Genomic DNA, 14,629 nt, shown 5'->3' on the forward strand with positions numbered 1-14,629 from the left:
CCATGGCTATTATCTTTAAACCATCACCAAGTCTCCCACCACCGGTTACATCGGTTGGTGCTGTGGCATGGGTACGTCAGAATTTATTTTCGTCTCCACTGAATATATTTCTAACCCTTTTTAGCTTATACCTACTGTATTTACTTATTCCGCCTATTGTTGAGTGGGGGATTATCAATGCAACATGGGAAGGCGCTTCAAAAGCGGCTTGTACGGGCGGTGGTGCTTGTTGGGCTTTCGTGGTTGTCTATTTTGATCAGTTTATGTACGGGCTATATCCAGATGCAGAAACATGGCGCATTAATTTGGCCGTGATTCTATTAGTGGTTATGGTTGGTGCTTTTGCCATCAAAACAGTAAATAAGCTGCATCTTTCGATCGCTATTCTCGTTGTTTACCCTATTGTGGCTTACTTCTTATTTGCTGGAGGAGTATTTGGCCTTGAAGTTGTAGAAACTTCTTTATGGGGTGGCCTTTTCCTTACTGTATTACTGGGTGTTATCGGTATTGTGGCTTCTTTCCCTCTAGGGATTGTATTGGCGCTTGGTAGACGTTCAGAAATGCCCATCGCAAAGTCAGTTTGTGTGGTCTTTATCGAAACCATTCGTGCAGTGCCGCTGATTACTATCTTGTTCATGGCGTCAGTGATGATTCCCTTGTTCTTACCTGAAGGTTTGAACTTCAATAAGTTACTGCGCGTCGTTATTGGTATTACCTTGTTCTCTGCTGCTTATATGGCTGAAGTTATCCGTGGTGGTCTACAAGCGATCCCTAAAGTCCAATATGAAGCCGCAGATGCAATGGGCTTAACCTATTGGCAATCCATGATTCTGGTTATTCTGCCTCAAGCATTGAAACTGGTAATACCTGGAATAGTGAATTCATTCATTGCTTTGTTTAAAGACACGACCTTGGTTTATATCGTTGGTATGTTTGACTTCTTGGGTCGAATTCAAGCCGCTAACCATGATTCAAACTGGTTAGGAACAACAGTCGAAGGTTACGCCTTTGCAGCCTTTGTCTATTGGATTATATGCTTTGGTATGTCTCGCTACAGTATGTCAATCGAGCGTAAGTTAGAAACCGGGCACAAGCGAAATTAGTTAGGAATTTGAGGTCTTTATTATGACAAATACAAATATGGCTCGTGCCCAACTTGCGGCAGGCGAACAAACCATCATCGAGTTTAACGATGTGAACAAATGGTATGGTGATTTTCACGTACTAAAAAACATCAACTTCAGCATAAAGAAAGGCGAGCGCATCGTTGTGTGTGGCCCTTCAGGTTCAGGTAAGTCCACGATGACGCGTTGTATCAACCGTTTAGAAGAGCACCAAAAAGGAACGATTCTGGTTGATGGCGTTGAGATGAACAATAACTTGAAGAACATCGAAGCGATCCGTAAAGACGTGGGCATGGTGTTTCAACACTTTAACTTGTTCCCTCATTTAACGATTTTAGAAAACCTGACTTTGGCGCCAATCTGGGTGCGTAAAACACCTAAGAAAGAAGCTGAAGAGATGGCTATGCATTACTTGGAACGAGTGAAAATCGCTAACCAAGCATTGAAATATCCAGGTCAGTTATCTGGTGGTCAGCAACAGCGTGTGGCGATTGCCCGAGGTTTGTGTATGCAGCCTCGTATCATGCTTTTTGATGAGCCTACGTCAGCGCTTGACCCTGAAATGATCAAAGAAGTATTGGACGTAATGGTTCAGTTAGCAGAAGAAGGCATGACCATGGTGTGTGTAACGCACGAAATGGGCTTCGCTAAAACCGTTGCTGACCGTGTAGTTTTCATGGATGCAGGCGAGATCGTTGAAGCCAACGAGCCTCACGAGTTCTTCGACAACCCTCAACACGACCGTACCCAGATGTTCCTAAGTCAAATTTTGAATCACTAATCGTTTAGTATTCAGAACAAGTACTTAAAATCTGTTATATTGACAAAGCCCCTTATTGGGGCTTTTTATGTCAGTTACTTTTAACAGGAAAATGTATGGAACCTTCCTTAGACCTTCAGCCAAACCAAAGATTACGGGTGGTGCATTTAGCTGATCACACTGGTCGTTTGCAGGTTATTTTCCCTGAAAGCAACATGCTTGATATCTCTGCTGTATCCCGTATTACTAAGCGTCGCTTTGAGCCAGTCAGCAACTTTCACAGCTCAGGTGACCCACTTATCAAGCCAAACAGCGTAACAACCATTCTAGAAGCCAGCATGCTAAAAGGGGCGACGTTTTCGATTCGCACCAAGGTGGATGAGCAATATCGCGACATTACCTCCGCAGAACTCGAAAAGATGTTTTCTGGACCACTGAACCGCTTTGAAAATATCTCCATCAATACGCAGCTCATAAAACGCCCTGTAGACAATCACGAAGACGACGAAGAACAAATACTTCAAGCCCTTGGACGATTTCAATCCATTCGACTCAAGCAACGCATCGAAGAAACATTAGAAATCCCTCCTTTGCCAGCGTCATCTCATCGCATTATTCGTCTTTCAGCAGACAAAACGGCGGGTACCGATGAGCTGTGTGAAGTGATTGCTTTAGATCCTAGCTTAGCGGCTCAAGTCATTAGTTGGGCATCATCGCCTTACTATGGCGCACCTGGCTCTATAGAGTCTGTGGAAGATGCAATCATTCGAGTCCTAGGCTTCGATATGGTAATGAACTTAGCACTAGGGCTTTCCATGAGTAATGGCTTCCAAACGCCTGAAGACGGTCCACGCCATTATGAAAATTTTTGGCTCGATTCAGTTTCCAATGCGGTACTAATGGAATCCTTGGCTAAAACAATGTCAGGGCTAAACCGACCTAAACTAGGTCACGCCTATCTTGCGGGCTTACTACATAATTTTGGCTATTTGGCGATTAGTACCATTTTACCGCCACATTTTTCGATTCTGTCTCGATATCAAGAAGCTAATGCGCACTTATCTTCTGAATTAATAGAAATGCAAATACTGCACTTTACCAAGGAGCAATTAGGTTCTTGGTTATTACGCTACTGGAGTTTGCCAGACAACATTTGGACAGCCATTCGCTACAGCAAAAAACCGCACTATTATGGAGAGCATGCCATATTAGCCAAATTATTATATGTCTCACACAAACTCCGCCATAGCGAAGCTATTGAACCATCAGTGCTGTTAGAGATAGGGTTAACCCAAGAAGAAGCAGATAACTGCAGAGACACAATTTACCAAAAGTCTGCGGAACTACATAAGATGGTCGCTTTGATTAACAAAATGAATGCATAGTTAATTATGATGTTAATGAACTCTTCTGCTGCACAGCAATTCGACTATCGTTGGTCATCGGTACAACAGATTAATAAGGTAAAAGTCCCTAAAAAACTATGGCCTTGGCTGATCACACAAGACTCTTTGACGGCAAGACTTAAAAGCCTAGGAACCTTAACGGTTGATGTGCTTGACGATGTTTGGAGCACGCCAACAGCGAGAGAAAGAAAACGCCTAAAGTTGCGCCCTAGAGAAGCAGCACGTATCCGTACTGTCTTGCTCAAAATCGATGGTAAAGCCGTTATTTATGCCCGCTCTATTATTCCAGCCAGATCGTTAAAAGGGCATTGGCGGCAAGTAAAGTATTTAAAAGACAAACCTCTGGGTGGCTACTTATTTCGACATAAAGGGCTTTCCCGAAGCTGCATTGAGGTGACTCAGCTACCAAAACGCCTGTTTCCAAACCAACCAAACGCGTTATGGGCGAGACGCTCTGTGTTCCACCAGTTTGGCCCTGGAATATTGGTCAATGAAGCTTTCTTTAATGAGATTAACCAACTAAAAACGCCGTTTGGATTGTTATGAATAAACTTAAAGACTACGCAGAATTAACTCGATTCAACCGCCCTATCGGCTCATTTTTGCTGATGTGGCCAACGTTGTGGGCACTATGGCTTGCAGCCGATGGCATGCCTGAGTGGCATTTAGTGGTGATCTTCGTCTTAGGTGTTTTCAGCATGCGTTCAGCAGGTTGTGTTATTAATGACTTCGCCGATAGAAAAGTCGATGGCCACGTTGAACGCACGAAGAACCGTCCTTTACCTTCTGGTCGAGTATCCGAAAAAGAAGCGCTGATGCTGTTTTGCTTCTTGTCGATTTTGAGTTTTATCTTGGTGCTATTTACGGATATGAGAACGATTTTACTGTCGTTCGCAGGATTGGGGCTTGCTGCCCTGTACCCATTTATGAAACGATATACTCATCTGCCTCAGCTTTTCCTTGGTTTAGCCTTCTCTTGGGCGATTCCTATGGCCTACAGCGCACAAGGTGGAGACTTAGCGGATCCAGAATTATGGATGCTGTTTGTCGCAAACTGCTTTTGGACTATCGCCTACGATACCTATTACGCCATGACAGATCGTCCAGACGACCTTAAAGTTGGTATCAAATCTACAGCAATCTTATTTGGCCGATACGATTTATTCATCATCGTTTGCCTGCAAGGACTCACCTTATCTTTATTAACTTGGATTGGTCTACTAGCAGGATTACATTGGCTATATTTTGTATCACTCGTAGTTTGCATTGGACTCTTTTATCAACAATTTAAACAAGCCAAAGAACGTGACCGACAAGCTTGCTTTCGCTCCTTTCTAGACAATAATCGTGTTGGTTACTGTGTTTTCATCGGTCTAGTTACAAGCTATTTTATGTAATATATGGCAAAGTTGTGACAATGTAACAGAATTGTCACATCAGATCGTTTTAATGAAACCGTTCCTGAGATGAGGATAAATCCTGTGACCGGTAAAAAAGTATTAATTATTGACGACGAATCTTCCATACGCGAAATGATCGCTATCGCACTTGAAATGGCGGGCTACGAGTATTTGGAAGCAGAAAACATTCAGCAAGGCCATGAAATCATTGTGGATCACCGTCCAGATCTGATTCTTGTCGATTGGATGATGCCCGGCGGTAGTGGCATTGAGCTGACTCGTAGATTGAAAAAAGACCCTACGACGGCCGAAATCCCAGTCATTATGCTGACAGCGAAAAGCGAAGAAGACAACAAGATTCAAGGTTTAGAAGTCGGTGCAGATGACTATATCACCAAGCCTTTCTCGCCGCGCGAATTAGTGGCACGACTAAAGGCCGTGTTACGTCGCGCAACGCCTCAAGGCGTTGACGAACCAATCGAGATCGAAGGTCTGACCCTTGACCCAATTAGCCAACGAGTTACCATAGGCAGCCGTCCCTTAGACATGGGACCGACAGAATACCGTCTATTAAAGTTTCTCATGACCCATCAAGAGCGAGCCTATTCAAGAGCGCAATTGTTGGATCAAGTATGGGGCGGAAATGTCTACGTTGAAGAACGTACCGTTGATGTCCATATACGCCGTTTACGCAAAGCCATTGGTAGCACCCATGATTTCTTGATACAAACCGTACGAGGAACTGGCTACCGCTTCTCAGCAAAAAGGTCCGTATGAAAACAGTTTGGCGAAACACCATTATTACTTGGCTCGCGGGGCTCGCGGCCTGCATTGTAATAGGCTTAGTTATAGGTCAATTATTGGGTGTTTTGTTGCTATACGTTTTAGGCTCTTTGTACTGGCAGCTTTATCAGTTATACCAATTCCATAACTGGCTACGCCATTCAGGAAAAGCGGCGCCACCAGAAACAAGCGGTATTTGGGGAGATGTCTTCGATGCAGTTTATCGCTTACAGAAAAAACAGCGCAAGTCTAAACGCCGCATGCGCCAAGCTCTAACAAGAATTGAAAGCTCCACAACCGCCTTAAAAGAAGGCGTTATCATGGCGGACAACCAAGGCAACTTGGAGTGGTGGAACAACTCGGCGGCGCACTTTCTTGGATTAATGCGCCCGGTTGATCGCGGCCAAGTCATTACCAATATTGTTCGCAACCCAGAGTTTTTCCGTTACTTCAGTCAAAAACGTTTTGGCGAGCCATTAGTCATCAAATCCCCAGCAAAAGACGGCGTGTATTTAGAGATTCAAACCACGCTATACGACAAAAACGACCATCTAATTTTTGTCCGTGACGTGACCCGTTTACACTTGCTAGAACAAATGCGCAAAGACTTTGTTGCCAACGCTTCCCATGAGCTGAAAACTCCGCTAACTGTTATTAAAGGTTACCTAGAAACCCTCGACATGTTCAAGGACAGCCTGCCTAAAAGTATGCAAAAAGGCATTGTAAACATGTCTGAGCAATCAGAGCGGATGGAACAACTTATTGAAGATCTATTGCTGCTTTCTCGCTTAGAAAGTAATGACAAGCGCGAAGAGAACCAATGGCATAAGCTCTCAGACCTAGTAAAAACTATCACTAATGCGACAACGCCCATCTTGACGGACAAGCATACGATTAGCGTGCAAATTCCTGAAGAATCTCGACTGTACGGCTCTTACAAAGAACTCTACAGCGCCTTTTCGAATCTTATTTTTAACGCCATAAAATATTCACCAGATGGTGGCGAAATCACTATAAAATGGGAGTCCAGTGAATTTAATGGTGTTTTCTCTATAAAAGACTCAGGCATTGGCATAGAGCCAAGATACATTCCTCGACTGACTGAACGATTTTTCCGCGTAGACAAAGGACGTGGTTCAAAAACAGGTGGCACAGGTCTTGGCTTAGCCATCGTAAAACACGTTCTACTACATCATGACGCCAAACTACAAATTCGCAGCCAACCCGGTTTTGGCAGTACGTTTTCTTGCCACTTCCCAGCGAATCGAACCAGAAACGATACTATTCCAGCGATAGAGTTTAATATCGACGAAACACCGCCAACAGATCAATTATAAAAAAGGGAAGCATGGCCTCACGCTTCCCTTTTTTAATCTTCAAATCAAACCCAAAAATACTTATAGAGACCTTTGCACGAAGTCACGAGCGAAGGTCTTTTATAAGCTATCAAACAATTGGCTAATAAACGCCTCTTTCTCACTGTCCTGATCAATCAAACTCAAGATAACCGTCAAAAAGGTCGAGTCATGTTTTTTCTCGGTGGTGGCAACGGATTGAATATAATAATTCAAGCGATTCACTACTCCTTTGTACTCCAGATCCAATACAGCTTGTCCTAATACTTGTGGCACAACATCGTCGCTCTTAATAAACATCGTAGCTTCGGTTTTGCTGAATTGAATCACCATGCATCGAAACTGTTTATTTTCAAAACGTACGATAGTTGGAATTTTGACATCCTTTACTGAAACAGCAGGTGCATCAGGATTGGTAAACTTCGTCGCTTGTACAGAATTAGATTTTCCTGCGCCCATTAATACATCTAATGATGCGGAACTGACTCCGCCAGGAGCGCTGGATTCACGCGGCTTTTGAGAGGATAACTTGCGTTCAAGGTTATGCTTTTTCGCCGCTGAAATAACTTTATTTACCAGTTGTTCGCTAGAAAACGGCTTACCAAGATAATCAGTAACGCCCGATTGTACCGCTTCCACCACATGGCTCTTATCGCCACGACTGGTGATCATCACAAATGGTACGTCTTCTTTTTTATATTTCGGTTGTTCTCGACACCATTTAAGCAGCTCAACACCTGTCATTTCAGGCATCTCCCAATCACACAACACCATATCAAATTGCGTCTTTGTCAGCATTTGCTGGGCCTTACGGCCATTCACTGCATCTTCAATCTCGACAGCTGGGAACTGCTTACGCAATGTGCGTCGAATCAAATCACGTGTAAAAGAAGCATCATCTACTACCAATATTTTTAACGACATTACTTAGTTCCATCAGTGCGATCTAACAAGGCAGAAAAATCACCATGTTGCGACCTAAAAACCGAAATCCACAACAACGTAGCAGCGACTACAGCAATCGGCATAACGAATAAATTAAAGAAAGGGATCGTCAAACCGACCATCACTATGCCGCCAAACGTCCAACATAACAAAGGTTTGGAGCGCAATGCCATTCTCATATTATGAAATTTAACCTTATTATTATCAAAAGCATAATCCATATATTGAAGGGATAACATCCAAGCTGAAAATAATAATAACAATACTGGTGCAATCACATTAACAATTGGAATAACAGACAATAACAAAAGTAAAATAAAACGAGGCAAAAAATACAATATTTTCTGACATTCCCTCTGCAAGCTTCGACCAATAATAGCCATAATAACACTCGCGGTTAATGTTTCATCAAAGACTTTCCCCGTTTCTTTTTCCTCTACTTTCTCCGCTAGAAACGCCATGAAAGGCGCCGCTAAAATATTCACGCCGACAGAGAAACTATAGAACAAAAGTACACTAATAACAGCGCCGAAAATCAAATAAAACAGCCAATTCACAAAAGAAATCCACTCTGGTAAATACCCCATCGCGGAGTCCATTAAGGTCTGAAAATAACTAAAGGCGACCATATACAACAAGCCCACCAAAACAAAGTTCGCCAACAAAGGCGCCAATATAAAGAGCCTTAAATCTTTTGAGAGAACCAAAGGAAACGCTTTTAAAAAAGCCCCCGCCGCTTTAAATGGATGTGTAATCACAATGTACCTTTCTTTAAAATTGGTCTTAGTGCCACAGAATATCATGACGACTTTCGCGGCTCCAGAAAGCCTTTCTAATGACCCGCTAAATAAACCAAATTAACTGCGCAGTGCAAACATTTTAAGAGTCTAACAGACCATTTCCATCACTCTTTTATAAAGCTTACATTTATTAGACGCATGACCTGATACGCAATTTCGATTGTGACCTTTTGTAAATTGGTGAACTATGAAACCTTAAGACGAATACAAACCAGTGCTGGTAAGCGTCTGACTATAAAAATTGCACATAAAAGCTAACTAACAAGGGACATAATCAAAATGAAAAAGACATTACTCGCCAGTGCCATCATGGCCACTTCTCTTTTCGCTCTACAAGCCCAAGCGGCAGAAGTACCGGCTGGCGTAGAACTCGCCGCTAAACAAGAACTCGTTCGTGGCGGTGGCTCAGAGCCATCTACAATGGACCCTCAAAAAATGGAAGGCACACCAGCGTCTATTCGTTCGAAAGATCTTTTCGAAGGTTTGTATAACCAAGACGGCGACGGCAACCAAATTCCAGGCGTGGCAAAAAGCTACGATGTAAACGCGGACAACACGCAATACACCTTCCACCTACGCGACGACGCTAAATGGTCCAATGGCGACCCAGTAACCGCTGAAGACTTTGTTTACGCTTTCACACGTGCTGTAGATCCTAAATTGGCCTCTCCATACGCATGGTTCATGGAAATTCCTGCGATTACAAACGCAACTAAAATCATTGCCGGCGAAGCGGATCCTTCCACGCTTGGCGTCAAAGCATTAGACGCCCACACATTCCAAGTATCCCTTGAGCGTCCTGTACCTTACTTTGTGAAAATGACGTCTCACCAAACCATGTTCCCAGTACCTAAAAAAGTGGTCGAGAAATGGGGTGATGACTGGACTAAACCAGAACATATGGTGTCTAACGGTGCCTATAAAATGGACGAATGGATCGTCAACGAAAAAATGGTGTTCACTCGTAACAAAAACTACTGGAATGACGCCAAAACCATCATTAACAAGGTTACCTACTTACCAATTGAATCGCCTAACGCTGAGTTAAAACGCTTCCAAGCAGGTCAAATGGACCTTAGCTATGAGCTACCAAACGACCACTTTAAACAGTTAATGCGAGACATTCCTGATGAAGTTGTCGTTACACCAAAATTAGGTACCTATTACTATCAGTACAACATAACAAAAGCACCATACAACGATGTACGCGTACGTAAAGCCTTGTCTTATGCTATTGACCGTGACGTGATCACAAAATTCGTAACAGGTACAGGTGAAATTCCGGCTTACTCATTCACACCAGAAGTGGTAAATGACTTCTCTCCAGCAACGCCTGAATACGCAACCTGGACACAAAAAGAGCGTAACGAAAAAGCCAAAGAGCTGTTAGAAGAAGCGGGCTACAGCAAAAGTAACCCTCTGTCTTTCAGCTTGCTATACAACACCAACGAAAACCACAAGAAAATCGCTATTGCGATAGCTTCAATGTGGAATAAAACCTTAGGTGTTAACGTTACCTTGGAAAACCAAGAGTGGAAGACCTACATAGAAACGAAAAAACATCAGCAATTTGATGTAGCTCGTGCAGGTTGGGTTGGTGACTACAATGAAGCTTCTACCATGTTGGATCTTCTAACTACGACTCACGGTAATAATGACGGTAAATACAGCAACGCAGAATACGATAAGCTATTACACGATGCGCGTACCATGCAGCACCCAGCCGCGAACTACAACAAAGCAGAAGAAATCGCCATTGAGCAAGATATGGCCGTTGCTCCTATCTACCAATATACAGAAAAACGTTTGGTAAAAAGCTACTTAGGCGGTTACATGCCTAACCCAGAAGACAACGTTTATGTGCGCGATATGTACATCATCAAACACTAAGACTTTGCTTTCTAGATTAAAAAGTACTTAGAAATTAAAAAGTACTTTGTGTTAACACCATGCCCAGCGCAAAAGCGCTGGGCATCTCTTGAATTCCCTACAGGTTCCTAGCATTAGCCGTTATTTATAGCGCCTAATCCGGTAATTTATATGCTGACATTTATTTCAAAACGCATTTTAGAAGCCATTCCAACCTTGTTGATTTTAATCACGGTTTCTTTTTTCTTAATGCACTCTGCTCCAGGCAGCCCATTTACCAGTGAGCGTGCTTTGCCTCCAGAAGTATTGGCTAACATTAACGCCAAATACCATTTAGATGAGCCGGTCATTAATCAATACTTTTACTATCTTGGTGGCTTACTTCAAGGCGATCTTGGACCTTCTTTTCGCTATAAAGATTTCACCATTAATGAATTGATTGGGCAGAGTTTTCCTGTCTCTGCAGAAATTGGCATTTGGTCTTTCTTGGTCGCCCTGCTCATTGGCGTTGGTTGTGGTGTTGTCGCCGCACTGCGCCAAAATTCATGGCTAGATTACAGTGTCATGGGCTTTGCTAACCTCGGCATTGTGTTACCAAACTTTGTTTTAGCTCCATTGTGTATCCTATTTTTCTCTATTTATAATCACTGGCTGCCGCCCGGCGGCTGGAATGGCGGTGCTTGGCCCTATTTGGTGATGCCTGTCATTGCCATGTCCACCAGCTATATTGCTCAGATAGCGCGTATTACACGTGGCAGCATGATAGAAACCATGCATTCCAACTTTATTCGTACTGCGCGAGCAAAAGGTTTACCGAAATATCGCATTATTTTCCAGCATGCATTGCGTCCCGCTATGCTGCCTGTTGTTTCCTACCTTGGTCCTGCATTCGTCGGCATAGTGACAGGTTCTGTGATTGTCGATGTGTATTTTGGTACGGGCGGTATTGGTCAGCACTTCATCAATGGCGCATTGAATCGCGACTATTCCATGGTCATGGGCGTCACCATTCTAGTCGGCACATTAACGATTCTATTCAATGCCATCGTCGATATTTTATACGCTGTTATTGATCCAAAAATTCGCTACTAAGGCCACGCAATTATGATTACTACAAAAGACAAAGTTCAGGCCGTCGAACAGTTCGCCGAAAAAGTGGTGGAAGTCGAAGGTCGCAGTTTATGGCAAGACGCTCGTCGTCGCTTTTTTTCTAACCATGCGGCCGTTACCAGTTTAGTTATTCTGCTGCTTATTACCGCCATTGCTCTACTTGGCCCGTTTTTCAGCCAATGGAATTACGACGATATCGACTGGGAAGCGTTATCTGATATTGGCGTATTGGGTCGACCTAATATTGAAAACGGTCATTACTTTGGTACCGACACCCTAGGCCGCGATATTTTTGTTCGTGCTATGCAAGGCGGTCAAATCTCATTATTAGTCGGCATCATGGGCAGTTTCGTGGCGATCGTCATTGGTACGCTTTACGGTGCCACATCAGGCTACATCGGCGGACGCGTTGACAGTGTGATGATGCGTTTCTTGGAAATTCTTAACTCTTTCCCTTTCATGTTCTTTGTGATCATTTTGATGACTTTGTTTGGTCGCCATATCTTCTTGATCTTTGTCGCCATTGGCGCGATCTCTTGGCTCGACATGGCGCGGATTGTACGCGGTCAAACATTAAGTCTGAAAAACAAAGAATACATCGAGGCCGCTTACGCTTGTGGTGTGTCTACTCCAAAAATCATCTTGCGCCATATTGTGCCAAACGTACTGGGTATTGTGGTGGTTTACGCTACTTTGTTGGTACCGAATATGATCTTGTTAGAGTCTTTTATCAGCTTCTTAGGCCTTGGCGTGCAAGAGCCCATGACCAGCTGGGGTGCATTGATTTCTGAAGGCGCGCAGAACATGGAAATTGCCATTTGGCAATTGGCTTGGCCGCTTGGCTTCCTAGTCGTGACGCTATTTTGTTTTAACTTCCTCGGCGATGGCTTACGCGATGCGCTTGATCCAAAAGACCGCTAAGGAGACTTTATGAGCTTATCAAGTAAAAAGAATTTATTAGAAGTAAATAACCTTAAAGTAAACTTCAGAACGCCCGATGGTTTTGTAACCGCGGTGAATGATCTGAACTTCACCTTAGCGCAAGGCGAAACCCTTGGCATCGTTGGCGAATCGGGCTCTGGTAAAAGCCAAACCGCATTTGCGCTTATGGGCTTATTGGCTGGCAATGGCGTTATTGAAGGGGAGGCGCGCTTTAACGAGCAAAACATTCTTACCCTGAATGAAAAAGCCATGAACCGTATTCGCTCTAAAGAAATTGCGATGATTTTCCAAGATCCAATGACCTCATTGAATCCTTACATGAAAGTCGGCAAGCAGCTAATGGAAGTATTGATGCTGCACAAAGGCATGAGCAAAGCCGAAGCGTTTGAAGCCTCAGTCAAAATGCTCGACGCAGTGAAGATGCCAGAAGCGCGCAAACGCATGAACATGTATCCCCATGAATTTTCTGGCGGCATGAGACAGCGTGTGATGATCGCTATGGCTTTATTGTGCCAACCTAAGCTGTTGATCGCCGATGAGCCAACCACCGCGCTAGACGTCACCGTACAGGCTCAAATTCTGACCTTGCTAAACGAGTTAAAAGACGACTTCAACACGTCCATCATCATGATCACTCATGATCTCGGCGTCGTTGCTGGCTTATGTGACAAAGTACTGGTTATGTACGCCGGACAAACCATGGAATACGGCACAGCAGAAGACGTGTTTTATCGCCCTACGCATCCATATACACAAGGCTTGCTAAAAGCGATTCCGCGCCTCGATGCCGATGATGAGAAGCTCTCAACCATTCCGGGCAATCCACCAAACTTGCTGCATATGCCGCCTGGTTGTCCGTTCCAAGCGCGTTGTGAATTTGCCAGAGATCGTTGTGGGGAAAGCATGCCAGAGCTAAAAGAATTTGCACCGGGTCAACTACGAGCTTGTCATAAATCCGTTGATGGATGGGTCGCCTAATGAACACTGCAAACAATGTATTAATGGAAGTGAACAACTTAAAAGTCCACTTCAACATCAAATCAGACAATGCTTGGCCATGGGAAAAAGGCCACGCCCTAAAAGCCGTGGATGGCGTTAGTTTAACCATTTACGCTGGGGAAACGCTTGGTGTGGTAGGCGAATCAGGTTGTGGTAAATCCACTCTTGCCCGCGCTTTGCTGCGCCTTGTACCGATTACCGAAGGCAATGTGGTTTGGCTTGGACAAGATCTAACGGACTTAGACAAAAAGCAAATGCGCAGCAAGCGTCAAGAATTGCAGATGATTTTCCAAGATCCTTTGGCGTCTCTCGATCCTCGCATGACAGTAGGCGACATCATCGCTGAACCGCTTAGAACCTTTCGACCAGAGTTATCGAAAGATGCGGTAAAAGCCGAAGTTCGTGCCATCATGGATCGTGTAGGTTTATTGCCTAACGTGATTAACCGCTATCCCCATGAATTTTCCGGTGGCCAATGCCAACGTATTGGTATTGCTCGCGCCTTGATTCTTAAGCCAAAGTTAGTTGTGTGTGATGAGCCAGTTTCCGCTTTGGACGTGTCCATCCAGGCTCAGGTAGTTAACCTGTTAAAAGAATTACAGGCTGAAATGGGCTTGTCTTTGGTGTTTATCGCTCATGATTTAAGTGTGGTAAAGCACATTTCTGATCGTGTTTTGGTGATGTATCTAGGCAATGCGGTCGAATTAGCCAGCAAGCGCGCGCTATACGAAAACCCTCAGCATCCATACACCAAAGCCTTAATGTCAGCGGTTCCTGTTCCAGACCCAAAAGTAGAACGCGGTAAAAAAATCCAGCTATTAACAGGAGATTTACCTTCTCCAATAAACCCACCGTCTGGCTGTGTGTTTCGTACTCGCTGTCCTCATGCAAATGAAGGCTGTGCGCAACAAAAACCAACGTTGCAAGTGTTATCGAATGAACATCAAGCCGCCTGTTCTCGTTTAGCCGATATCGCGTAACCAACTAAGATAAAAAACGACCCAAGCCGTTTTGAAGTTGCTCAATTCAGAGCACTCAAAGCGGCTTCTTTGTCTCTAAAATCTTCCACTCTTTCATTTCAACGCTAGTATTAATCATGCAAGCCCGCTATTTTTATCTATTATTATAAAAAATCT

General features: G+C 43.9%; 14 protein-coding genes. 12 read left to right on the top strand and 2 right to left on the bottom strand.

The genetic code is table 11. The features are described from left to right. Positions 1-2: 2 nt before the first annotated feature. The 7 genes from ACO05V_RS02275 (at position 3) to phoR (ending at position 6,810) form a co-directional block, all read left to right on the top strand. Complete coding sequence (locus ACO05V_RS02275) at positions 3-1,103, top strand: amino acid ABC transporter permease (protein WP_421847084.1); 1,101 nt, start codon at positions 3-5, stop codon at positions 1,101-1,103. A 22-nt stretch (positions 1,104-1,125) separates the two neighbouring features. After that, positions 1,126-1,905 carry an amino acid ABC transporter ATP-binding protein gene (locus tag ACO05V_RS02280; protein WP_421847086.1) on the top strand — a complete coding sequence of 260 codons (780 nt, stop codon included), beginning with the start codon at positions 1,126-1,128 and terminating at the stop codon, positions 1,903-1,905. Between the two features lie 95 nt (positions 1,906-2,000). Continuing rightward, a complete protein-coding gene (locus tag ACO05V_RS02285) occupies positions 2,001-3,269 on the top strand; it encodes an HDOD domain-containing protein (RefSeq protein WP_421847088.1) in 1,269 nt (422 codons plus the stop codon). Positions 3,270-3,275: 6 nt separating this feature from the next. Further along, entirely contained in the window at positions 3,276-3,836 is a 561-nt protein-coding gene (locus ACO05V_RS02290) for a chorismate--pyruvate lyase family protein (protein WP_421847090.1), read from the top strand. Beyond that, the gene (gene ubiA, locus ACO05V_RS02295; RefSeq protein ID WP_421847092.1) at positions 3,833-4,687 is read left to right on the top strand and encodes a 4-hydroxybenzoate octaprenyltransferase; all 855 of its coding nucleotides are present in this window, start codon (positions 3,833-3,835) and stop codon (positions 4,685-4,687) included. Before ACO05V_RS02290 ends, ubiA begins: the two co-directional genes overlap by 4 nt. Before the next feature lie 84 nt (positions 4,688-4,771). Beyond that, the gene (gene phoB, locus ACO05V_RS02300) at positions 4,772-5,467 is read left to right on the top strand and encodes a phosphate regulon transcriptional regulator PhoB (protein ID WP_421847096.1); all 696 of its coding nucleotides are present in this window, start codon (positions 4,772-4,774) and stop codon (positions 5,465-5,467) included. After that, positions 5,464-6,810: a phosphate regulon sensor histidine kinase PhoR gene (phoR, locus tag ACO05V_RS02305; protein ID WP_421847098.1), complete on the top strand. Its 1,347-nt coding sequence runs from the start codon at positions 5,464-5,466 to the stop codon at positions 6,808-6,810. Before phoB ends, phoR begins: the two co-directional genes overlap by 4 nt. 99 nt (positions 6,811-6,909) lie before the next feature. On the opposite strand, the gene ACO05V_RS02310 is transcribed toward phoR, so the two are convergent. Then, entirely contained in the window at positions 6,910-7,752 is an 843-nt protein-coding gene (locus tag ACO05V_RS02310) for a response regulator (RefSeq protein WP_421847100.1), read from the bottom strand. Further along, positions 7,752-8,531: a sulfate transporter CysZ gene (gene cysZ / locus ACO05V_RS02315; protein WP_421847102.1), complete on the bottom strand. Its 780-nt coding sequence runs from the start codon at positions 8,529-8,531 to the stop codon at positions 7,752-7,754. Before cysZ ends, ACO05V_RS02310 begins: the two co-directional genes overlap by 1 nt. Positions 8,532-8,852: 321 nt before the next feature. On the opposite strand from cysZ, the gene ACO05V_RS02320 reads away from it, so the two are divergent. From ACO05V_RS02320 to oppF, 5 genes are all read left to right on the top strand, one after another. Further along, positions 8,853-10,463: a peptide ABC transporter substrate-binding protein gene (locus tag ACO05V_RS02320; RefSeq protein WP_421847104.1), complete on the top strand. Its 1,611-nt coding sequence runs from the start codon at positions 8,853-8,855 to the stop codon at positions 10,461-10,463. A gap of 150 nt (positions 10,464-10,613) precedes the next feature. Next, entirely contained in the window at positions 10,614-11,534 is a 921-nt protein-coding gene (gene oppB / locus ACO05V_RS02325; protein ID WP_421847106.1) for an oligopeptide ABC transporter permease OppB, read from the top strand. 12 nt (positions 11,535-11,546) lie between these two features. Beyond that, complete coding sequence (oppC, locus tag ACO05V_RS02330; protein ID WP_421847108.1) at positions 11,547-12,473, top strand: oligopeptide ABC transporter permease OppC; 927 nt, start codon at positions 11,547-11,549, stop codon at positions 12,471-12,473. Positions 12,474-12,482: 9 nt separating this feature from the next. Beyond that, positions 12,483-13,472, top strand: coding sequence for an ABC transporter ATP-binding protein (locus ACO05V_RS02335; RefSeq protein WP_421847110.1), 990 nt, complete (start codon positions 12,483-12,485; stop codon positions 13,470-13,472). Beyond that, on the top strand, positions 13,472-14,473 hold the full coding sequence (gene oppF / locus ACO05V_RS02340; RefSeq protein ID WP_421847112.1) for a murein tripeptide/oligopeptide ABC transporter ATP binding protein OppF: 1,002 nt from the start codon (positions 13,472-13,474) through the stop codon (positions 14,471-14,473). The genes ACO05V_RS02335 and oppF overlap by 1 nt, the downstream gene beginning before the upstream one ends. Positions 14,474-14,629: the final 156 nt, after the last annotated feature.

It is taken from the genome of Marinomonas sp. (assembly GCF_965225885.1).
Lineage (GTDB): Bacteria > Pseudomonadota > Gammaproteobacteria > Pseudomonadales > Marinomonadaceae > Marinomonas.

Excerpts from the sequence above, each read along its gene's own strand:
- ACO05V_RS02280 (WP_421847086.1), top strand. The coding sequence starts at position 1,126 with ATGACAAATACAAATATGGCTCGTGCCCAACTTGCGGCAGGCGAACAA.
- ubiA (WP_421847092.1), top strand. The coding sequence starts at position 3,833 with ATGAATAAACTTAAAGACTACGCAGAATTAACTCGATTCAACCGCCCT.
- oppB (WP_421847106.1), top strand. The coding sequence starts at position 10,614 with ATGCTGACATTTATTTCAAAACGCATTTTAGAAGCCATTCCAACCTTG.
- ACO05V_RS02310 (WP_421847100.1), bottom strand. The coding sequence starts at position 7,752 with ATGTCGTTAAAAATATTGGTAGTAGATGATGCTTCTTTTACACGTGAT.
- phoR (WP_421847098.1), top strand. The coding sequence starts at position 5,464 with ATGAAAACAGTTTGGCGAAACACCATTATTACTTGGCTCGCGGGGCTC.
- ACO05V_RS02285 (WP_421847088.1), top strand. The coding sequence starts at position 2,001 with ATGGAACCTTCCTTAGACCTTCAGCCAAACCAAAGATTACGGGTGGTG.
- ACO05V_RS02290 (WP_421847090.1), top strand. The coding sequence starts at position 3,276 with ATGATGTTAATGAACTCTTCTGCTGCACAGCAATTCGACTATCGTTGG.
- oppC (WP_421847108.1), top strand. The coding sequence starts at position 11,547 with ATGATTACTACAAAAGACAAAGTTCAGGCCGTCGAACAGTTCGCCGAA.
- ACO05V_RS02335 (WP_421847110.1), top strand. The coding sequence starts at position 12,483 with ATGAGCTTATCAAGTAAAAAGAATTTATTAGAAGTAAATAACCTTAAA.
- ACO05V_RS02320 (WP_421847104.1), top strand. The coding sequence starts at position 8,853 with ATGAAAAAGACATTACTCGCCAGTGCCATCATGGCCACTTCTCTTTTC.
- ACO05V_RS02275 (WP_421847084.1), top strand. The coding sequence starts at position 3 with ATGGCTATTATCTTTAAACCATCACCAAGTCTCCCACCACCGGTTACA.
- oppF (WP_421847112.1), top strand. The coding sequence starts at position 13,472 with ATGAACACTGCAAACAATGTATTAATGGAAGTGAACAACTTAAAAGTC.